This is a genomic window from Paenibacillus sp. NPDC058367, from assembly GCF_042723305.1.
Taxonomy (GTDB): domain Bacteria; phylum Bacillota; class Bacilli; order Paenibacillales; family Paenibacillaceae; genus Paenibacillus_AQ.
The window spans coordinates 582,571-604,197 of sequence record NZ_JBHXIZ010000002.1 but is presented as its reverse complement, the minus strand read 5'-3'; the positions used below and the strand labels follow the sequence as shown (position 1 = coordinate 604,197).

Sequence of the window (21,627 nt, the reverse complement as noted above, 5' to 3'; positions counted from 1 at the left end):
GGTGATTAGTGATTACATGAAACTGAGATCCACGCTTGACCTTAGGTCAGACCTAAGGTTTATAGTTAAATCAACAAATACCAATATAGTTAGGGGCACCTCCATTGAATCATTACATTACGATTGGTGAACTTTCAAAACTTATGAATGTATCCGTACATCAAATCCGATATTTTGAAGAGAAAGAGATTTTATTTCCAGCCTATACCGATAGCAATCAATACCGGATGTACGGAATTAATGAGATTTATCAGTTGGCCCAGATCCTATTACTCCGCAAATTGAACGTGCCTGTCAGTACGATTAACAAAAGCATGAATAACTTCACCAAAAATGACTACCATCAACTTTTGGAGCAGTCTCTAAGTAAAATAAACTCTGAAATAAACCAGCTAATGTTGTTGCAGCAGTTTTTACAAAAGGTACTTAAAGAATACGAGCACTCTGACATTCTAGAAGACAAATATCACATTAAACAATTGGATACTCGTCATTTAAAAAAATGGATGGAAATAGAGCAAGATGAGCCACTCACCGCTCGAAGTCTGTATGAAAAAAAGCCGCAACCAGCTCATTTATTTGAAACAGATCTGCATTATTTATACGATACTGAACAAGTAACCTTATGTTTTGAAAGCACTCACTTACCAGACATCATCCTAGAAAAAGGCAGCTACTTATATAAAGCATTTTTCGTGACGGATAACCAGGATATTGAACGTGAGATTGCTCAATTGGAACACTATTTAACACAACATCACTATACAATTCAGGGACCATTGATCCTTTTGGAAAAATCATATCTATCCCTATTCAACAATGACAAGCTTCATTATGAAATCCAAATTAATATCAAGCATGACCCTGACGGTGTAGCATGATAAGTCCGAACAAGATAACAATCGCTCACTACCAAGAACAAGATCATAGAGCAGTCTGCAGTCTTTTAGTGGATGCGTTCCACGGTAAATTCCACTCCCTCATCTCACTAGAGGACGATGATATTGCTGAACTACTTTTTGGGCTCTGGGAGCATGATCAACCGTCCGCATCATCACAACAAATCGTAGCTAAAGAAAATGGAGAGGTTGTCGGTACGCTCAGCATTAAGTGGAAGGACAGCCGAGCCTCAGACAGAAGTAAATTTATATCACCTCACCATAGTTCCTTTTCACAATTATTTAAGAAATTTGGATATTTAAATGTATGTAAGTTAATGGTTGGGTTACATTTTTTGAATTATCAGCCTCGCGCAAAAGAATGTTATGTCGATCATTTGGCCGTTCGATCTAGCCACCGTAATAAAGGAATCGGTAAGCAGTTGCTTAGTTGGGCAATAGATTCTGTAAACAGTCACTCCGAAGTGGACAAATTAACGCTACATGTTGCTAAAAATAATAAACGAGCTATTCATATGTACCAACAGATGGACTTTGCTATCGATCAATCAAACTATAGCGGGATTAGACACCTTCTTTTTAAAGAGGCTAATTGGCATTACATGACGAGGCGTTTACCACTACATCCTAGGAGCTCAATAAATGAAAAAAAATATTAAATTAACCGCATGCTTGATCATTGGCTTAATGGCAGCTTCAGTCTTATTCGTATTAAATCAGCATTCATATGCAATGAATGAGCAAAAGATAGAAATCGAAACCCCTCAGGGTAAACTAACAGGAACTTTAATTCTACCCCAGCACTATTCTGGAAACGTAGGGCTAATAGTTTTTGTTCATGGTGATGGTCCCATAAATGACACATACGATGACGGATATAAACCTTTATGGGAGAAATTCGCATCTGCCGGATATGCTTCTTTGTCTCTTAACAAGCCTGGTATTGGTGGTTCCTCTGGTAACTGGTTGGAGCAAAGCATGGAAGATCGTGCTCAGGAAACGATATCTGCGATTAACTGGGCGAAGAACTTACCAATGATTGATAAGAAGTCTATTGGTTTGTGGGGAGCAAGTCAGGCCGGTTGGGTGATTCCCAAGGTATTTAGAGAAGTTCCAGACCTTGCGTTCAGCATTCTTGTATCGCCTGCGGTGAACTGGATCTCTCAAGGTAAATACAATACCCGAACAGAAATGAAACAAGATCGTTTCTCGGAACACGAGATCAAAGTAAAGGAGAATTATAACGCGCATGTCTTACAATTACTTAACGAACGAGCATCTTATGAAGATTACTTGCGTATTGCACAATCCGAGGACTTGATTTCTAAGGAACGCTGGGGTTTTATCGCCAAAAACTATCAGTCTGATGCCACCGAAGAACTTAGTTACTTCAATGCTCCTGTCCATTTAGTACTCGGCGGTCAAGATATCAATGTAGATATTGAGGAAACCGAACGTATTTACCGTGAAAAAATACCTGCCAACTTGCTCTCTGTCTCTTATTTTCCCAACGCTGACCACTCTATGCTGTCAAAGAAGAATGCCGCATCCCTCTTAAGGACTTATTTAACCGCTGTTTTCTTTCCACGACAATTGGTGGAAGATCAATATTTAGATGATCTAAGCCGATTTGTAAAGACACAACCGTAAACCTATTTCCAGATAAGAAATCTGACTATTGACTTTACCCTTAGGGGAAGGTGCATAGTGGAATTGAACAAACCATCGAAAATTCAAAGTCTATATATCATTAAATATCGAAGAAATGGAGATGAGATTGTTGCTGTCCATAGGAGAATTCTCGAAGATATGCGAAGTGTCAACCAAAACGCTGCGGTATTATGATGAAATTGGATTAATTCATCCCGATGAGACTAATCCCGAGAACGGTTACAGGTATTATTCCATCAAACAACTAACAAAAATGCTTTTTATCAATCGTTTGAAATCTTATCATTTCTCACTAGAAGAAATCAAAGATATTCTGGAATGGGAGCAGGATCATTTTGAAGAGAAGCTTAGTACAGCCCTAAATCTCAAAAAAAGAAAACTACAAGAGAAACTACGAACTTACGAATATACGTTAAAGCAAATTAATAGTGATGTTCTAAATTTAGAGAAAGGAATATCTATGATGTCCTACCTAAATAAGATAGAAGTGCAACTTGTTCAAACCAAACCAATGCATATTCTTTTTACGCGTCAAATGTTGAGCAGTGATGATTATGCGCTTGGATATGGTAAGTATTTTAGCAAACTGTATGAAACTATTGCCACTGAAAAGCTGACCTTGCTGGGCATGCCAATAACAATTTATCACAGTGAGGAATATAATCCTGCCGGGAATGATACAGAGTTTGCCCTACCTATTGAGGAGATCGTAAACGGAACGAGGGAATTACTTGAAGGGCTGTGTGCGAAGTCTGTTTATAAGGGCCCTTATTCAGAATTAACATCGGTTTATGCGAAGCTCACAGAATGGATAGAAAATGAAGGTTATGAAATGGTGAACTCACCCTATGAAAAATATATAACAGATCCCACGCAAACTACTGATCCTCAGGATCTTGTTACTGAGGTGTATTTTCCAGTTAAGAAAAGATCGTAGCCACACTCATATTCACACCAAAATTTGATTAAAGGAGTTATCGATATGCACAGAAACTACTGGCCTACAAAAGACTGGCAAACTACAGATCCGGCTACCTTAGGAATGGATGCTGGACAACTTTCAGAACTAGAAGCTAAGATTAAATCCGACTATAGCAATGTAAACGGAATTGTAGTAGTGAGAAATGGATATATTGCCTATGAACAATACTTCAATGGCTATGGTCCGGATGATCTGCATCATGTTGCTTCTGTAACGAAAAGCATCTTATCCGCCCTCATTGGTATTGCCATTGATGCCGGATTTATCAAGCATGTTGATCAGGAGGTGCTGGATTTTTTCCCCGACTATGTTCCCGACGATGCTGCTGCCAATCTACAAAAACGAGAAATCACAATACGCCATTTGCTCACCATGACAGCTCCCTATGCTTTTGAAGACTGGCACGAGCCACTGGAGCAAATGTGTATGCAGCCTGACTGGGTAAAATATACACTGGATATGCTAGGCCAACAAGGAACAATTGGGAATTTTAAATATTCTACCGCTGGAGCACATCTGCTTTCTGCCATCATCACGCGCAGCACTGGACAAAGTGCCCGTGAGTTTGCTAACGATAGATTATTCAAACCTATCGGCATGAAGGAAATCCCGGATTATATGATGAAATCATTTGGATTTGATGATTTATTTGGGGTAAATGTGAAGGGGTGGGTGGAAGACCCCAATCGTATCACCACAGGAGGATGGGGACTTACGTTGTCTCCACGTGATATGGCGCGTTTTGGTTTATTATATTTGAACCGTGGAAAATGGGAGAATAATCAGATCATTTCGGAGACATGGATTGAGGAATCAACAGCGATGAACCCTAATCATTACAGTTATATGTGGTGGTTACGCGAAGAAGACGGGGTTTACACCTATTCAGCGTTAGGGGATGGTGGTAATGTCATTTGCTGCATTCCAGAAAAAAAACTTGTCGTAGCTATCGCCTCAGAATTCACACTTCAGCCTCGTGACCGGTGGCCTCTGATTAAGGATTGTATTATTCCGTCTGTAGTAGAGTAAAGAAGATAGAAAACATGCTGGTTGCCACTACTTCATTAACAACTAGGAGAGCAACCAGCTGTCTACAATCTAAATCATTTTGCTTCAAGGAAAAATAATATCGCCTTCGTTGCTGCTTACATCAAAAAATCCTACTTTGTGTTTTATAGCCAACTCCCGCATCGCCGTATAAGCTTCCTCAGCTACAGAATAAGCGAAAGCTGCATAGATGACGGATGAGCCAAGCGAGTAGTCAGTCAACCGGTTATCCGTTCCTGCTTCCTCCATCGCCTCAAAAATCTCATCCTCTACATTCATATTAGGAAATTGCTCGGACAACTCACTATAAAAGCGTTGCAGCGCCTCCGATAAAACTGATGGATCATTATAGGCATGGTCTTCCGACCACTGCACTTGCTGTTCATACCACTCCATAAACGCTGCTCTCTCTTGCGGTGCTTTAGACGTCTCGAACGCCATCAAATCATAACTCATTTAAAATCCTCCTCTAAACCACCCTAATCGTGCATTTTCAGTTCCTATAAATTGTTGGGCTGTTTTGATTATATATTAAAAATCATCAGACCCATATTATAGAATCATGATACTTACTCACCCATTAAATATTTAAATATCATGTGAGCTCAGGTGTATCTACAAAAGTAACCACTGGCTCCATTACGCCATGTAATTCAAACAAGATTAGTTCGTTCCCGCCTTGACGCAAAAGCGGTGCCGGTATGTAAAGCGTTTTTGTCGGACCCTCCTCCCAGTAACGACCTAGATTAAAGCCGTTTATAAAAACTTGACCTTTACTCCATCCGTCCAGCCGCAAAAAAGTATCCTCAGGCTTACTGACTTGAAAGCTCCCCCGGTAGAAAGTGGGCCGCTGACGTTCTTCGCAATCTATCGATGTGAATGATAATCCTTTAAGATCTGTTAATGGCAAAGAACGAATGGTCCAATCATGCAAAAATTGATAGCCGAGTCTAACGCCACAGGTTATGCCCTTCGGATCACGAAGCAGAGGGCCATAATTTACGCGTCCCATGTTCTCCACAAGAATGTCGATTTGCAGTCCCTCAATCGGGATCTCTAATGAAATTCCTCGCGGATCCCAGCGTTCAACTGTACCGACAAAGGCCCCATTCGCGAATACAAGCGCACGATCGCGAACTTCTTGAAGAACGAGCTCCGTACTGCTGCGGGGTCCACTGATCTTCGTTGAATACAAGATAAATCCATAATCTTGACCCAGTTTCTCCATTGGCTCGGGACATGCTCTACGTTCTGGACGAGACAAAACGTCTAACTGAGTGAACAGTGGTGCTGCTTCTGTCATCAACACTTTACCATAAGCTTGTGACTTTATTAACGGCGGTAATTCCAGTGGCGGCAACGTTACGTATTTCTCAATAATTTTTCGAGCTTCATAAAATTTTGCAGTTGGCTTACCCGATTCGTCCAGCAGTGTATCATAATCGTAGCTGGTTACGATGGGCTCATATTTGTCAAAAAGATTTGCCCCATTCATAAATCCAAAATTCGTCCCCCCATGAAACATGTAGAAGTTAACAGAGGCTCCTAGAGCCAGCATTTCATCCAAAGTCTCCGCTACTTCGGATTCGGGGCGGGTATTATGCGGTTTCATCCAGTGGTCAAACCATCCATTCCAGAATTCCATGCACATCAACGGTCCCGTAGGCTGATATTCACGTAATTTAGCAAAGGCTTCCTTTGCCCGTGAACCGAAATTTACGGTGGCGAACACTCCGTCGATCATACCGCCTTGAAGCATATGATCTTCAGCTCCATCTGAAGTAAACAGCAGAACGTCCATGCCGCGGGCGATCATTCCTGCTTTTAGATCATGCAGGTAAGTCTTATCACTCCCAAAGCTTCCATATTCGTTCTCTACCTGAAGGGCAAGCACAGGCCCACCGTTAGTGCTTAACAAAGGCCGCAGACGTGGAAGCAACTCATCGAAATAGGCATCCAACTTAGATAAATAAACGTTATCATTACAACGCAGCTGGATGTTATCGTCCGCAAGTAACCAAGCTGGCAATCCACCGAATTCCCATTCCGCACAAATATAAGGACTTGGCCGCAAAATCACGTGCAAACCAAGCGCTCCGGCAAGTCTAACGAAAGCCTCGATATCAGCAAAGCCGGCAAAATTGAAGCTACCCTCCTCAGGTTCATGTAAGTTCCAAGGAATATAGGTTTCAACAGTATTTAATCCGCAAGCCTTCAGCTTCAGCAAACGATCCTGCCAATATTCCGGAACGATCCGGAAATAATGAAGCGCACCAGAAAGTAACCGGATGGGTTGTTCGTCTAATATAAAATGATCCCCTGAAATGGATAACTTCCGCATATAATTTCTCCTCCAACATTGAGATAGACTATTCAATTATAGGTAATAAAAATATCAACCCATATGGACAATTCTAATGAAATATATGGAGAATTCATTGGTTGCTAGAGGCTTTTGTGATGCTATACACTATATTCATAGGAGGTTTTACGGATGTCAAAAAGAACTCATATTTGGTTAATAACCACAGATCAAATGCGTGCGGATGCACTAGGTATCGAGAACGCTTCCGTACTAACACCTGAGCTTGACAAGCTTGCTTCGGAAGGCACGCTCTTCACTGGAGCTTACTGCGCTAGTCCCGTTTGCACGCCCTCACGCTCCTCCATCTTTACTGGAAGGTACCCGCCTGTTCATGGTGCTTGGAACATCGGTACTGCGCTTAGAGAAGACGAACTTACCTTATGCGATCATTTAAAGACAGCGGATTATAAAACCATCGGTATAGGAAAGATGCACTTCCGTCCACAAATGAAGGGGGACTTTTCACAAGAATATGAAGATCCTGCTTATCGAGATCGCGGAAGAGCTTCCGATGGAACGTACTACGGATTTGATGAGCATCATATTACTGAAGACAATTGTATCGGAGAATATATGGAGTGGCTTAAGGAACGCAACCCGGAAGTAGCAGAACGATTCAGTAAAGACCGTTTCAGAGCCTCCGATGCTCAACACGATGTGTGGGAGAGCGAAATTCCTCCGGAGCTGCATCAGACTTACTGGATTGCTGAACGGAGTATCGATGCTATCCTCGCCCACAAAACCGAGCAACCGTTATTCTTATGGTCCAGTTTCGTTGATCCGCATCATCCCTTTGACCCTCCAGAAGTTTATACGGATATGTACGCGGACATTGACATTCCGTCTCCAACCAGAGAAGCTGACGACGTTCATCTTCGTCCTCCACATTTGCTGCGTCAGAGTCAGGGAGGATATTGGCCTGGTGGCGGTGAGGAGCATTCTCTTGATGAAGCGCATATGAAACGGCTCACTCGAAATTATTATGCGATGATTACCTTCATTGATGAGCAGATCGGACGTATTATAAAAGCTTGGCGTCAAAAAGAAATGTACGATGATGTTGTCATCCTCTTTACCAGCGATCATGGAGAACTGCTCGGTGACCATGGACTAATTTACAAGGGACCGTGGTTTTATGAAGGGTTAACACGGATCCCGATGATCGTACGTGGTCCTGGGATTGCTTCCGGGCAACGGGTCTCTGCTTTGATGGAACATGTTGATATTGTCCCCACACTGCTTGAAGCCGCAGGTCTCAAATTCCCCTACGGAATTCAAGGCGTGTCACAGATGGAAGTGCTAGCTGGCAGGGAGTCCCATGTACGTAATTCTGCCCTAACCGCTTATATTGCTCATGATCGAGGCATAAACGCTAAGTGTTTGCGAACTACACGTTATAAGCTAGTTATCTTTGCAGGAGAGACCTACGGTGAATTATATGATCTGAAAGAGGATCCTCATGAAAACTACAATCGTTTTGAAGATCCCGATTATAGTGAAATTCGCAGTTCGATGGTAGAATTGCTCGTCCATCGAATGATTCAAGATCAGGACCCATTGCCTCAGCGCCGGAGTAGCTGGTAAATCAAAACACATGCTAAACTCCTTAATCTTTCCGTAACAGACGAAGGACAACCTGAATGTTCAGGTTGTCCTTCGTTAAGATCATTTCCCCAATTCGGATGCCTTTAGAATATTAGAAATTGGACGTCCGGCAATCAATTCGCCGTTGTTTACAAACCCTTCCTCTCGTCCCTCCAGCTCGTGAATAAGACGCTCTCTCCATTCACGTATACGCTCTAAATTATCGGTATATCCGATTGCATTAACCTTCTCTAAGGGATCGGTCACTAGGTTAAAGTACTGCTCTTCGCCTGTCTGAGAATACCATATGAATTTCTCTCTTCCATCCGTTAAAAAGTGGTGAGACTTTTCTCCATAGGCTTGCTCCCCATGAATATAAGACCGCCACACTATCTGATCTCCCTTACACAGCGGCAACACACTTTGCCCTTCTACTGTAACTGGTATTTGGACGCCAGCAGCTTCAAGAAACGTCGGCATAATATCGCGAAGCTCTACAATGGAATCAAGCCGGGAGCCTGCAAGAAGTCCAAGCGTTTCTCCCGGATCAAACACTATGAAAGGAATCTTAGCACTTCCTTCATAAGGAAGAGATTTGCGGAAGTAATGATGATCCCCCATCATTTCACCATGATCAGAAGTAAATAGAATCAAAGTTTCATTTAAAACTCCATATTCCTGCAGCCCATTGATCAACCTCCCAATTTGGTCGTCAAGATGCGTTATTAGTGCATAATATGCGGCACGGGCACGATCCAATCTGCGCTTTGGCAAATGAGTGAACGAAGATGTTGGATCCTTAGCACTGTTTAAAGCTGCATTCTCGTCCACCCAATCTCCGACTGGAGGATCAGGAATTTCCCAATCCATGTACATATCTAGATAACATTGCGGCGGATCCAAGGGGGAATGTGGGCGAACGAAGGAGGACCATAGGAAAAATGGTTTTCCAGGGTCTCTTCTTCGTAAGAAGTCTAGCGATTCGGTTACGCACCAATTCGTTGGATGCATCGATTCCGGCAAATGCCAGGGGCGGGCAACCGTTGAGGCATTGCAATCAAGTCCTAAGTCAGTGATATCCGAATTGGCATTGGTTTGTCTTCGCAGCCACTGTAAATAATCATCTACTTGATCATAGTGTTCATCATATATGGCTTCGCTCTTGTCCCGATTGTAGTGAAGATATCCATCATGAAGCACTACATTATGAAATCCACATAGATTACGTGCAGGATACACATGCATCTTGCCAACACACTGCGTATGATAACCAGCTTGAGCAAGCTCTCCGGCAATCGTATGGGCGTAATTCCATTCAACCTTATCCTGATACCCCACCCGCCCATGTGATCGTTGGCCCATTCCTGTCATGATAGCAGCCCTCGCGGGAATACAACTCGGGGTAGCTGAGTAAGCATGTTCAAATAATATCCCTCTTGATGCAAGAGAATCCAGGTTGGGTGTCTCAACGACGGGATGTCCCATGATGCTCAGGCAATCAAAACGCATCTGATCCACTGTGATAAGCATAAGGTTGGGCCGCTTTGAGCCATTTTGATGGTCCAGATTAGTGTCAATCATAACCTCACTCCCTTCTTATACTCCTGCGATGACGGACGGTGTTGCGATCGTGTGCCACAAATTCGCACTTATCGCCCTTGGACCGTCATCGTCAACGAGACCGTCGAACGTAAGTAGCTCCTCTTCTAATTCAGCTATCTGTTCCACTTTCCCTTCGACATAACTATTGATTCGATGAATAGCCGTCCTAATCCTCTGAAGCATACCTCCCATACGAAGATCAAAAACATCAAGACCAAACACCTTATTTTCCAGCTCCCATTGCACCCGATAGTCATCCATAAATCGAACGGCTAAATCTGATAGTTCTGGCAAAGTCACCTTGGCAAAATGAGCCAATTCCTCAACATTCCCTCGATGATAAGCATCACGTATGGAAATCCCGATTTCGCTCTTTATCGCAAGCAAGCGACACAAGCTGGCTTGTACAGAGAATAAGGATTGCCAAGGCGAATTCCGAGTAATCGCCTGTTCAAGCATTTTCGCACTTTGCTGATAATGCTTCGAATACACGCTAGGAATAACATGTCGATCGAACAAACCACACAAAATATCTTGATAAAGCAAGTATTTAGCCGGATTGATGGAACATCCCCCCGGTGCCGAATTACCTGGAACCAGGTTAGCCGCATCGAGTGCCATAAAGTCATCATAATGGCCTTTCACGCAGCTACTGAATCTTTCTTTGACATGACTCTCCACGAAACATCCCGTGTAGCACAGCTCCGCCCAAAGTTGAAGGGTAGGAAGAACCGAGAAGACGGAAGCTTCAGCACCATTATCTCCCCATGCGGTAATCAGCACTTCTTGAATTCCATGCTTAACACAGCTATCATGAGCCAGCAGACTGACTTTGCGGCTGAATTCATTGTTTGGAGCGAAGCCCATCCATTTCCAAGCACCACCTGCAAATCCAATATGATCATTCAGCTGCTTATGTTTGCGTAACATTCCGTCGTATTTCTCCTGCGTTTCCGAATAGTAATCCCAATAGATCAAGGTAACATCTTCAGGAATCAGCTTAACAATATCGGGGCTGATTGGACTTTCAGCATCGTAATATTCTCCGGAACTGGCCAGACGGAAAAACATGTCACTCCACATCATCGTACGGAAACCATATTTCCTGGCGATTTCCATAACAGTACTAAAGTGTTTTAACATCAAGGAGGATCGATCTTGATACCCATGCTTGTCTAGATATTTACCAAGTCCCATCATATGCGCTTCGTCCATCCCAATATTTATACGGCGACTGCTTACATGGGTCGCCATGAAAGCGAACATTCGATCAATTAACTCGTAAGTTCTCGGATCATCAATGAGGAGAATGTCTTGGAAATCCACTAGCGGTGCATGTGCTTGCCATTTCAATGCTTGGCCCAGATGAGCCAGCGTCTGGATACAAGGAACTAATTCTATACCAAATAACGCTGCATACTGGTCCATCTCCCGAATTTGCTCCCCTGTATATCGACCTCTTAAATAACCGAAATAAGGATACCCCTCAAGTTCGTAGGTGTCTTCCGTATACAGTTGAACCGTTGAATATCCCATAAGCGCTAAGCGCCGAATCAATTCCTTATATCCTTCATGGTTAAGAACAGCATTTCTTGAGCAGTCTACCATGAAACCTAGCTGTTCATAAACCGGCATTTCATTAATTTCAACTCTCTCACCACGACGTAAATTCTCTAGCAATCGGCTGAGTGCCCGGATCAACTGATGTTCCTGTTCATACTCAATAGTGGCCTGAATCTCATCGTAAGATATTCGAATGCCCTTCCCTTGTTTCTTACAATTTACTGGAATCCCTGACCGTTCTATTCGAATACTCAATATTCCCGCTACTTCTGAAACAGCTGCTAACTGTTTCTCGGTTAACCCTGTCAAGTGAATGCTATGTATCATAGACTTTCCCCTCCTAATCTTATTATAAGTATGCGATCAGTAGCGCCGCACATTCTTGGTTCTTCTTCAAATCATTAAACGGAAGATCCGGGCTGCTTCAGCCCGGATCTTCTCTATCCATCAATTATTCAATACCTTGTTCTTTGGCCTTCGCATTTACTTCTTCTATCATTTTATCAAGACCTTTAGCTTTATAATCGTTCACAATGTTATTCCAGTAACTCTCAACGGGTTCTTTGGAAAGCATGATCTTAAGCAGATCATCATGGTCCAGCACAGTAAATTTATCCTTTGTTGGGGTGGACAAATACGTTAACCGAATGTCATATTCTGGAACCTTCGTATTGTTCTGAATCCAATCGATATAATCGACAGCTTCTTTGCGGATCCCTTCGTTAGCGATCGTCGGGTTATCCATGTTATAGCTATCGGAAGTTTCATAAGCCACCAAATTTTTTAGAAATCTACTAGCTGGATACTTCTCATTTAATGAACCCTTTTCAATGACAACCTTCTGCCCATTTTCGATCTTGTAATCGACACCTTCAATGCCATAAGTCAACAGGTCCTTGCCTTCAGGAGACAACACATAATCATAGAGTGCCATGATGCGATCCATCTTTTTATCGTCAACCTTATTGCTGAAATAACTTTCCGACCAGTACGTTTTAAAAATAGCATGTGAGCGTTCACCATCAGGTCCAATAAGTGGCTTGAGTGCCTTTACGCTCTCCATGATATCCTTATCCGGATAAGCTGTTTTCCAGCGTTTTTCATACATATCGCTATTTAAATTTATAAAACCGCCACCGCTTAGAAGAGCAGCTGCTTTACCTGCTACGAAATTATCATAAGACTCTGCAGGCTTTACAAGCGCGATGTCTGGATCGATCAAACCTTTTTCGTACATATTCTTCATGTTTTGTAACGCCGGAAGCGCATTTTTCGAAAATACAGCAGGTATAAACTTACCGTCCTCTTTGATCCATTTAAAGTCACTGCCGCTTCCATCACTCGTGGCGACCGGGTTACCGTACAACCAGAAGAATCCGCCCAGCATCTTGGTAGTTGTCGTCGTAAGACCGGTAATATGCTTCCCTTCCGGATCCGACTTCACGATTGCATCAAGCATAGCTTCAAACTCTTCCCAGGTCTCGGGTTCTTTTGTGATTCCAGCTTTTTGAGCAAGATCCCATCGATAGAACACCATACGATCCAGTGCGCTCCAATCGACACTCGGGAACATCCGGCGAGGAACGGTATAATACTTTCCGTCTACACCTAAACCTTTAATGTCCGGCGATTCGAAGTATTTTGCAAGGTTAGGATACTTAGAAAGATCCGGAAGTGCTTTGACAACACCTTGTTCAACCCATTTACGCTGATATTGCGTACCGACAGCGTCGATCGCAAAAATATCAGGCAATTGACCGGAAGCAGCCCACATTTGAATCTTCTGGGTATAGTCATCCCAGGTCATATTGACAGGTTTTAATGTAATGTTGAATTTTTCTAATACTTGTTTGGCGATCGGGTCTTTTTCGATGTTAGCAATTTCAGCATCCGCGTCCCAGAAACCAAGAGAAATGGTCATTGGATCCTTGTAAGGGTTGTCCGTGGAATTAGAAGAATCCGGAGATACTTCACCGTTTGATGCCGTCTGCCCTTTGTCGTTATTGCCTCCACCGCAAGCCGTGAGCACCGAAGCCAATAAAGTTATGCATAATGCCAGTGTCATCATTTTCTTTCTAAGCATGCTTGAAACCTCCCTTTATACTATTTTAGGATAGAATCAATCTATTTAAAATCTTTCTTATCCTTTTATCGAACCAACCATAATGCCTTTATTAAAATGCTTCTGCAGGAACGGATAAACAACAATAATCGGAATGCTCGAAACTACAATTGCTGCCATTTGAAGTGCAGGTGTGTAGACCTTCCCCGTCTGCTCCTGCTCGGCCATCGTCTGTGCCATTTGACTTAGCAAGGAATTCGAAGTAATGAGTGTCTCACGTAAATAAATCTGAAGCGGGGCCTTTGAAGCGTCACTGATAAAGATCAACGCGTACCACCATTCATTCCATCTTTCCACGGCATAGAACAAAGCAAAGGTCGCCATGAATGGGGCAGAGATCGGAATAATGATTTTGTAAAGGATGTACAGATCATTTGCCCCATCCAGCTTAGCTGACTCTTCCAGACTTTCTGGGATCGTGTTGAAATAGTTTTTCATAATGATCAGGTAAAACGTATTGAGACCCGCGGGTATGATCATGACGAGTATATTGTTTACGAATCCTAGATCTTTAACGACTAGATAAAAGGGAATTAAACCGCCATTGAAAAACATAGTGAACAAGATCAAACTAAGCATTATGTTTCTTCCCGGCATGCCCCGCTTGGATAATGCGTATGCTCCCGCTACAGAGATTGTCATGCTGAACAACACGCCAACCGCCGTTACGATGACAGAATTTAAAATCGAAGTCCAAAACTTCATATCCTGAAGCAACAGCTTGTATGCCGACAGGTCAAACGAAAGCGGAAAAATATAAAAGTCACTTTTACTAATCGCTTCGAACTTTGCAACTGAGATAATAAGAACATTATAGAAGGGAAAAAATGTTACTAGTGCTAGAAGCCCCAGAACCACGAATGCGACGATATCGAAGACACTCCATTTTTTTCTCTTTTTAACCGTTGTGTCGGTCACTTGCTTCACCCCTTTTCCTGCAAATTAATACAGTCCTTCCTCACCCATTTTCTTAGCGAACGAATTGGCCGCCCATAAAAGGATTAGGCTGATAATGGACTTGACGACACCCACGGCGGTCATATATCCAAAGTCGCCCCCAATCGTGAATGAAGTCCGATAAATGTATGTATCGATCGTGTCGGCAACCGAATATACCGGTGAACTATACAGATTGAATATTTGCTCGAAGCTCGAACCTTGCGTCAATAATTGTCCAACTTGAAGAATTAACAAAACTGCGACGGTACTCTTCAAGCCCGGCCATGCGATGTTTAACAGACGGCGAAACCGGTTCGCTCCGTCCACTTCCGCCGCTTCAAACAGCTCAGGATTGATCCCTGCAAGCGCCGCTAAGTAAATGATTGAATCCCAACCGATCTCTCGCCACACATGAGTGATATATAGAACAGGTCTGAATGCACTTTCATCTACAAGCGGAGAATTTGGATCCCCGCCAAACAACATGATGATCTGGTTATAAATCCCGTCCTTGCTTAAAATATTGATGATAATCCCTGACAGCACAACCCACGAAATAAAATGTGGAAACGTCAGGATCGTCTGAAAAAACCGCTTCATTTTTGTCCTGGAAAACTCATATAAAACAATCGCCAGGATAATGGGCATCGGAAAATGAGTGATCAGCTTCATCAAGCTGATAATGACCGTATTCCAAAATGCCCTACGAAAATCGGGGTCGGTCAACAGCGTTTGAAAATTCTCTAAGCCAATCCAGGGACTTCCCAGGATCCCCTTACTGTAATCAAATGATTTGAATGCTAACGTTACACCGTACATGGGAGCATAGCTGAAGAGGGCGTACCAGATTAACACCGGTAGAACCATGAGGTAAAAATACTTGTACTGTAAAATCGTTTTCCCTAAGCTTTGCTTAGGAGCACGAGTCTTTAAGCTTCGCTTAGGCGTACGAGCGGTTACAGAATCAGCCAATCTTCTCCCCACCTTTCTGTATGAGATTGTTTATGCTTGTAAGCGATTTATATGGTAAATTATATCGGGAGTGTAAATTATCTTGTATAGAGGATACAACTCCGGTCATGTGGATTTTTCACACCTTTGTGGGTGACCTTCCTGTGACACGTAATATCGGACATAGTGAGCGTAAGATAGTCCATACCCCCCTTGATCCACAATCGCTAGGATAAATCTAAGAGCTCCATATAGAAAGGGGGATTCACTTATGCGTTCAGTGATTATTGCAGATGATGAGAAGTGGATTGTAGAGGGAATTAAAGCAGGAGTAAATTGGAAGAAATACGGCTTTGAAGTGATCGACGATGCCGAAAACGGGCAAGAAGCCCTGCAATTAATTCAATCGCTTCGCCCCACCCTTGTTCTAACAGATATTAAAATGCCTGTAATGAATGGGCTAGAGCTCATTCAACGTGGTAAAGCCATCGCACCTGATACAATTTTCATCGTACTCAGCGGACATGCAGAGTTCGCTTATGCACAAAAAGCGATGAATTATGGTACGTTCGGATACTGCCTGAAACCATTTGAAATCGAAGAAATCGAAGGAATGCTTAACCGAATAGCCCAGCAACACGAATCGAAGGTGGTTAAAGAAATCCCTGTCCATGACTTCGAACTATATGAAGCGGTTTGTTCCGGAGATCTTGAACGAATTAGCTTATGGTTGGACGAGAAGCGAATCCCCTTGTCGGAAGATCGCCCTCATATCCCCATTGTTATCCAAGGGTTAAGTTCGCCCGCAGATGTCGGGCAATTCTCTTCCTTGGTCTTCCCGATGAGCCGCCGACGTTATGGTTACTTATTGGAAGAGTGCCAATACGAAGTCTTCCTTCGGGGTCTTGAACATACAGAGGTTGTACAAGAATGCGGGGTCGGGATCGGTCCTCCTATTTCGGATATACATCAACTGGATGCGGCTTTAGAATCCGCTTCTCATGCTGCTTTCAGTATGTTCGCAACGGGGATGCCTGGATGTTATCCGGTGAATCCACAACAGGAAATACCGATCGACGAGAAGCTCAAAGAGATCTCCCGGATTCTTCATAATAAAGACCGGCTCGGTTTTATAGCAGCCATGGAATCGATAAAGAAATTATTCAAAGAGGGAACGTTCACCATTAAAGAAGCCTATTTGCTCTACACATCGATCCTCTACTTATTTCCTCGGGAAGGGACTCGGGTTAACAGCCGTTTTTTTGAAGGATATGAACAGCTCTATTATCGATACGGTACGGCTGAAGCTATGATCGATGATTTGATTCTTATGACGCTTGATATTTTTATGAACAGAAACGAAACTGATATTTCACGAATTTCAAACCACAAAGTCAAAGAAATCATGTTGTACATCCGCAACCACTTCAATCAAGAAATCTCGATTCAACATTTAGCCAATCAGTTTTTCTTAAGTCCAAATTACTTATGCCAATTATTCAAGAAAGAAGTCGGCGAGACCATCATCGAACATATCAGTCGATTAAGAATTGAATACGCTTGTAAAATGCTGGTCGAGACCGACCTTTCCATTTACCAAATCGGTGAGAAATGCGGTTTTCAGGATTATTTCTACTTCACACGAATTTTTAAACGGCATCTCAAAATGACACCTACGCAATATAGGGAACAAAGCAATGAAGACATTTAAGAGATTATCCATCCGTACTCAGGTTCTGTTATTTGGTTTATTTATTGTTGCCATTATCCCAATCATCGTTTCACGAGTCTACCAACTATCAAGCGAGACCATCATTAATCAAAATACGCAATACAATACGGAGCTGGTCTCCCTTCTCAAGCAACGGATTTCTAACAACTATGCCAACGTTTCTTCCATGATGATGAATGTAGGATACGATTCGACTGTCCAAAAGTTCCTAGTCGAGAATGATAAGCTTCGAGGCTACGACCTATCCCAAAAGGTAGAGGGACTATTGAGTATCGCGCGAAATATGAATACGGACATTTTAGATATTATTGTTATCGGCAGCTCTAACACACGTATTTCCTTAGCGGGAAGAACCAAATATGCCGTCGATCTTATGAAGACGGCTGGGGATGATGGAATCGTTCATTATCGCGGATACAGTCCTCCAGACAAGGTCATCGACAAGAGAAAATTACTGTTCGGGATGAACATCTTTGCTTCAGGTGACACGTCCCTATATGGCGAAAAAATTGGCTACATCGCAGTTATTGTGGATATGAAGGCTATTCAAACTGAAATTTCAGAGTACCCTCGATTAGTCGGAACCAGCTTTTTTATGATGGATGATAAAGGGCTGATCTACTCAAATAGTGATGAGCCGGAGGACATGCTCCAGCAGTTTCAAACTCGGGCAACTGGAAGGGATGGAGAGTCAATCGTCGAAACAGTTAACGGAAAGAAATATGCAATTCAGTCCTTTATCTTACCGGAGATCTCTGGAAAAATTATAACCGCTGTTCCTGTCCATAATTTAATGAAAGAACTGGAGAAATTAAAGAAGGTCAGCTATGCTCTTCTAGCATTAATCTTATTGGTCGTCTCTATTCCCTACTCTGTACTCATGATGAATCTCTTAAGACCGTTGTCTAGGCTTATGCGCTATATGAATCAATTAAAAGGCGGAAGTCTAGGAATATTGAACAACAAGGTCGATTTAAAAGGCTATGCTGAAATTGAAATCATCTCTCGACAGTTCAATGATATGACAACGCGGATTCACGATTTGACGGACCAATTAATCGATGCAAACACCCAGCTTTACCAGACAGATCTGGAAAAGCAACGTGCCGAATACTCGTATTTGCAAAGTCAAATTAATCCCCATTTCTTAAGCAATACTTTAGATACAATCAAAGGCGTTGCGATCGTAAAAGGAAATCGGGAAATCTACGAAATGACTACCGCCTTAAGCACAATGCTCAAGTACAGCATCAAAGGCAAGGAGGAGGTAACTCTTGGGGAAGAGCTGAAAATCGCAGAATCTTGTGTGAGGATTTACCAAGGCCGTTTCCCTGACAAATTCAGTTACAAGCTGTTTTGTCCACAGGAATGGTTACACATTCCCGTACCTAAAATGATCCTTCAACCTATTGTCGAAAATGCGCTTGGTCATGGACTTGAGGCTCAAGGTCAGGGAGTCTTGCTGATCACAGTAGAGAAAAGCGAAGCGGGACTGCTTGAAATCGCTGTAGAAGATAATGGCGTAGGCATCGTTGCTGCGAGACTGGAACAGCTAACCGAGCTGCTGGCTGGTAAGAACATAGAATCCGGTGATCATATCGGGCTCCTAAACGTAAACAACCGTCTAAATCTTAAGTACGGTGATCCCTGCGGCGTTCTGCTGTACAGTAAGGAAGGTAGCGGGACGAAAACCGTTTTGAGGCTTCCCGGGGCTTTAATTGATCAGCAAGAAGCCAGAAAATAAAAAAGGAGGTTGCCCTTTCAGGGGCAGCCTCCTTCTCAGTTGTCTTTCTTTCCTCATTCAAAAGGACAACGCTAAGCATCCTGTGAGGATGAGCTCGCATACTCTTTCGCATGATAGGGTCCACCTTCCATAAGTACCGTCCATAATGGATCGATATCACAGTCCATGGAGCTCATCATGTTGTCATGCCATTCATTCAACAGATAGACAGCCTTCATACAAATGTCTTTACGCACTTCGGCGAGATTATGTTGTTCGTAAGGATCATGCTTCAAATCAAACAACATTTCTTTCGGAAATCCATGGTGTCCGTCATGATAGGTGCGTATATATAACCAATCCTCAAATCGGATGCTGCGTTGACACACATGTGCGCATTGTGAGATTACGAGATACTCACGCCCTCCTGATTGTCCCTCCAGAATGGTATCAGCATAACTTTCACCATCCCAAGAAGGAGCCCCTTTCAAATTCAGAAGGCTTGCTAATGTCGGTCCGAGATCAAGGTGATAATGTAGCCCATCCTCCACTATTCCCTTCTTGCCGCCTGGCCAGCGAATAATCATCGGAATGTGGCAAGTCGCCTCGTCTGCCGTGCCGTGCTCGGAGTAAATCCCTAGCTCGCCCAGGCTCTCTCCGTGATCCGCTGAGATCAAGATAGCCGTATCTTCCATCACGCCAAGTTCTCTGAGCTTAGAAAATACTTTCCCGAGATGCTCGTCCAGATACTTAACTCCAGCATCATAGTTGTCAAAGATAACTCGCAGGTCATCACGATTCTCTATCTCCAGATGATGCCTAAAATGCTGATGATAATGCGATTTCGCGAGTGCATTCATATCTTCAATACTATGCTGTCCCTTTTTACTCCGGTGAAGCTCAAACACGTCTTCCGTAATCCAATCGGGTAAAAGCTCCTTCTCGAACGGATTACCGTAGCTCTCGGGTGTACGATAAGGCGTATGAGGATCCCAGAAATTCAGGTGCAGAAACCAATTTTCGGACTCCCCATTATCCTCAAGCCATTTAAGTGCCACAGGAAGCACCTGCTCTGCCGCCTCATGCCCCCTTCCACCAACATTGAACACTTCTTGAAAACCGGCATTAAAGGTCCAGGCCGAGTGCCGTTCGGCGAAGGTGCTAATCGACGCGGTTTTCATGGCAGCTTGCCTTAATATAGCGGGAAGACTCTCCATTCCCAGCCGGTCATTAAATTCGCGTTGCGCCCCTTCTCTACGCATATCAGCAGCGGTCCCGCCATGTCCTACAATCCCATTATGAATGCCAAATCGTCCCGACATTAAAGCAGAACGGGACGGTAGACACGGCGCATCTGAACAATAGTAGTTGGTAAAGGTGACACCTTCTTTAGCGATTGAATCGATATTCGGGGAGGTATTCCGATGATAGCCATAACATCCCAGATGGTCCGGGCGAAGCGAATCCAAATCCAAATACAAGATTCTCATGAGTTATACCCTGCCTTTCCTTTTAATCGAAATGGTTACGCATCGATTCGGGCAGTTCAGAATGATCTGCTCATGCTTATAGAGTAAATGAATATGGAAAGCTCCGCTATGGAGTAGCGATGTTTGTTTTTGTATATTCGATACTTTTTCGGTACTCTGCCGGACCCCTGCCGTATTCGCCACGAAATACCTTACTGAAATGCGAAGCATCATAATAACCACAGCTCTGGGAGATATGCTCGATGGTATAATCCGTATACTCCAACATTTGTTTAGCTTGCTGCAGCCGTAATTTTCGTAGCATTTGCATAGGTGTCAATTTATATATTTTCTGAAACGCCCGGCTAAAATAAACAGGATTCATATGATATAGCTTGGAAAGCTCCTCTCTACTAATCTCCTGATCAAGTCTCTCCTCCATATATTTCAATGCCTCGTTAAAGCGGTCCGTGACATAGGGATCTCGTGATGAGCGGCGCCCGCCAAGCTTGGTGCTCTCCATAATTTCATAAAGGAGAAGAAATGCCAATGAACCGACCTGAACATTTCTGAAATCATCCTCCTCCTGCAACCACAGGCTTCGCAGCTCGTCAAACCTTCGCTCATATTCGCTTTGATCCCGAATCCGAATCACCTTGCCTAGCGGGAATAACTTGAAGAAGTCATCTCCGTCTCGCACCTTTGCGTTAATATTAAACAGATAATGTACGCCTTCCATTTTGGAGATCACATTAAAAGGCTCGTTAGGACGGTGGATCATCACGTCTCCGGCAGAAGCAACATATTCTCCCTCGGAGGATGTCGTCAATACCTCACCTTTTTGGATATAAGAGACGGTATAACAAGACTGGACGTAATCGAATAAGACCCGCTTCTGATATTGAATTTTTATGACGTCCAGCACGGTGATATCAAACTGACTATGAATGATAGAGGACAAAGAAGTTCCTCCTTCTA

At 43.1% G+C, this 21,627-nt stretch carries 17 protein-coding genes; 8 read left to right on the top strand and 9 right to left on the bottom strand.

Going from position 1 to position 21,627, the window contains the following annotated elements:
* Positions 1-104: 104 nt before the first annotated feature.
* The 5 genes from ACFWMP_RS13445 to ACFWMP_RS13425 all read left to right on the top strand — a co-directional run bounded on the left by ACFWMP_RS13445 (position 105) and on the right by ACFWMP_RS13425 (position 4,581).
* Positions 105-881 carry a helix-turn-helix domain-containing protein gene (locus ACFWMP_RS13445; RefSeq protein ID WP_081951150.1) on the top strand — a complete coding sequence of 259 codons (777 nt, stop codon included), beginning with the start codon at positions 105-107 and terminating at the stop codon, positions 879-881.
* Positions 882-949: 68 nt separating this feature from the next.
* Complete coding sequence (locus tag ACFWMP_RS13440; protein WP_379423924.1) at positions 950-1,558, top strand: GNAT family N-acetyltransferase; 609 nt, start codon at positions 950-952, stop codon at positions 1,556-1,558.
* Complete coding sequence (locus tag ACFWMP_RS13435; RefSeq protein ID WP_379423923.1) at positions 1,542-2,549, top strand: alpha/beta hydrolase family protein; 1,008 nt, start codon at positions 1,542-1,544, stop codon at positions 2,547-2,549. Before ACFWMP_RS13440 ends, ACFWMP_RS13435 begins: the two co-directional genes overlap by 17 nt.
* Before the next feature lie 130 nt (positions 2,550-2,679).
* The gene (locus ACFWMP_RS13430) at positions 2,680-3,507 is read left to right on the top strand and encodes a MerR family transcriptional regulator (protein WP_379423922.1); all 828 of its coding nucleotides are present in this window, start codon (positions 2,680-2,682) and stop codon (positions 3,505-3,507) included.
* Positions 3,508-3,552: 45 nt separating this feature from the next.
* Positions 3,553-4,581 carry a serine hydrolase domain-containing protein gene (locus tag ACFWMP_RS13425; protein ID WP_379423921.1) on the top strand — a complete coding sequence of 343 codons (1,029 nt, stop codon included), beginning with the start codon at positions 3,553-3,555 and terminating at the stop codon, positions 4,579-4,581.
* 84 nt (positions 4,582-4,665) lie between these two features.
* Here the strand turns inward: ACFWMP_RS13425 and ACFWMP_RS13420 are convergent, their stop codons facing one another.
* Together ACFWMP_RS13420 and ACFWMP_RS13415 are read right to left on the bottom strand one after the other, a co-directional pair.
* Entirely contained in the window at positions 4,666-5,055 is a 390-nt protein-coding gene (locus tag ACFWMP_RS13420) for a hypothetical protein (protein WP_076133856.1), read from the bottom strand.
* 139 nt (positions 5,056-5,194) lie between these two features.
* Positions 5,195-6,940, bottom strand: a complete 1,746-nt coding sequence (locus tag ACFWMP_RS13415; protein WP_379423920.1) for a glycoside hydrolase family 35 protein — start codon at positions 6,938-6,940, stop codon at positions 5,195-5,197.
* Positions 6,941-7,093: 153 nt separating this feature from the next.
* On the opposite strand from ACFWMP_RS13415, the gene ACFWMP_RS13410 reads away from it, so the two are divergent.
* Positions 7,094-8,548: a sulfatase family protein gene (locus ACFWMP_RS13410; RefSeq protein WP_379423919.1), complete on the top strand. Its 1,455-nt coding sequence runs from the start codon at positions 7,094-7,096 to the stop codon at positions 8,546-8,548.
* A gap of 81 nt (positions 8,549-8,629) precedes the next feature.
* Here ACFWMP_RS13410 and ACFWMP_RS13405 read toward each other — a convergent pair whose 3' ends face one another.
* The 5 genes from ACFWMP_RS13405 to ACFWMP_RS13385 form a co-directional block, all read right to left on the bottom strand.
* Entirely contained in the window at positions 8,630-10,129 is a 1,500-nt protein-coding gene (locus tag ACFWMP_RS13405; protein WP_379423918.1) for an arylsulfatase, read from the bottom strand.
* Positions 10,130-10,144: 15 nt separating this feature from the next.
* On the bottom strand, positions 10,145-12,040 hold the full coding sequence (locus ACFWMP_RS13400; RefSeq protein WP_042189034.1) for a family 20 glycosylhydrolase: 1,896 nt from the start codon (positions 12,038-12,040) through the stop codon (positions 10,145-10,147).
* Positions 12,041-12,164: 124 nt separating this feature from the next.
* Positions 12,165-13,796, bottom strand: a complete 1,632-nt coding sequence (locus ACFWMP_RS13395) for an extracellular solute-binding protein (RefSeq protein WP_339241794.1) — start codon at positions 13,794-13,796, stop codon at positions 12,165-12,167.
* A 57-nt stretch (positions 13,797-13,853) separates the two neighbouring features.
* Positions 13,854-14,753, bottom strand: coding sequence for a carbohydrate ABC transporter permease (locus tag ACFWMP_RS13390; RefSeq protein ID WP_052404326.1), 900 nt, complete (start codon positions 14,751-14,753; stop codon positions 13,854-13,856).
* A 24-nt stretch (positions 14,754-14,777) separates the two neighbouring features.
* Positions 14,778-15,746, bottom strand: coding sequence for an ABC transporter permease (locus tag ACFWMP_RS13385; RefSeq protein ID WP_339241797.1), 969 nt, complete (start codon positions 15,744-15,746; stop codon positions 14,778-14,780).
* A 250-nt stretch (positions 15,747-15,996) separates the two neighbouring features.
* Here ACFWMP_RS13385 and ACFWMP_RS13380 point away from each other — a divergent pair, with 250 nt between their 5' ends.
* Both ACFWMP_RS13380 and ACFWMP_RS13375 read left to right on the top strand, forming a co-directional pair.
* Positions 15,997-17,436, top strand: a complete 1,440-nt coding sequence (locus tag ACFWMP_RS13380) for a response regulator (RefSeq protein ID WP_379423917.1) — start codon at positions 15,997-15,999, stop codon at positions 17,434-17,436.
* Positions 17,423-19,201: a cache domain-containing sensor histidine kinase gene (locus tag ACFWMP_RS13375; RefSeq protein ID WP_076298786.1), complete on the top strand. Its 1,779-nt coding sequence runs from the start codon at positions 17,423-17,425 to the stop codon at positions 19,199-19,201. The genes ACFWMP_RS13380 and ACFWMP_RS13375 overlap by 14 nt, the downstream gene beginning before the upstream one ends.
* A 71-nt stretch (positions 19,202-19,272) precedes the next feature.
* Here ACFWMP_RS13375 and ACFWMP_RS13370 read toward each other — a convergent pair whose 3' ends face one another.
* Complete coding sequence (locus ACFWMP_RS13370) at positions 19,273-20,670, bottom strand: sulfatase family protein (protein WP_379423916.1); 1,398 nt, start codon at positions 20,668-20,670, stop codon at positions 19,273-19,275.
* Positions 20,671-20,776: 106 nt separating this feature from the next.
* Positions 20,777-21,610 (bottom strand): helix-turn-helix domain-containing protein, encoded by an 834-nt coding sequence (locus ACFWMP_RS13365; RefSeq protein WP_379423915.1) that lies wholly within the window; start codon positions 21,608-21,610, stop codon positions 20,777-20,779.
* Between the last annotated feature and the right edge of the window lie 17 nt (positions 21,611-21,627).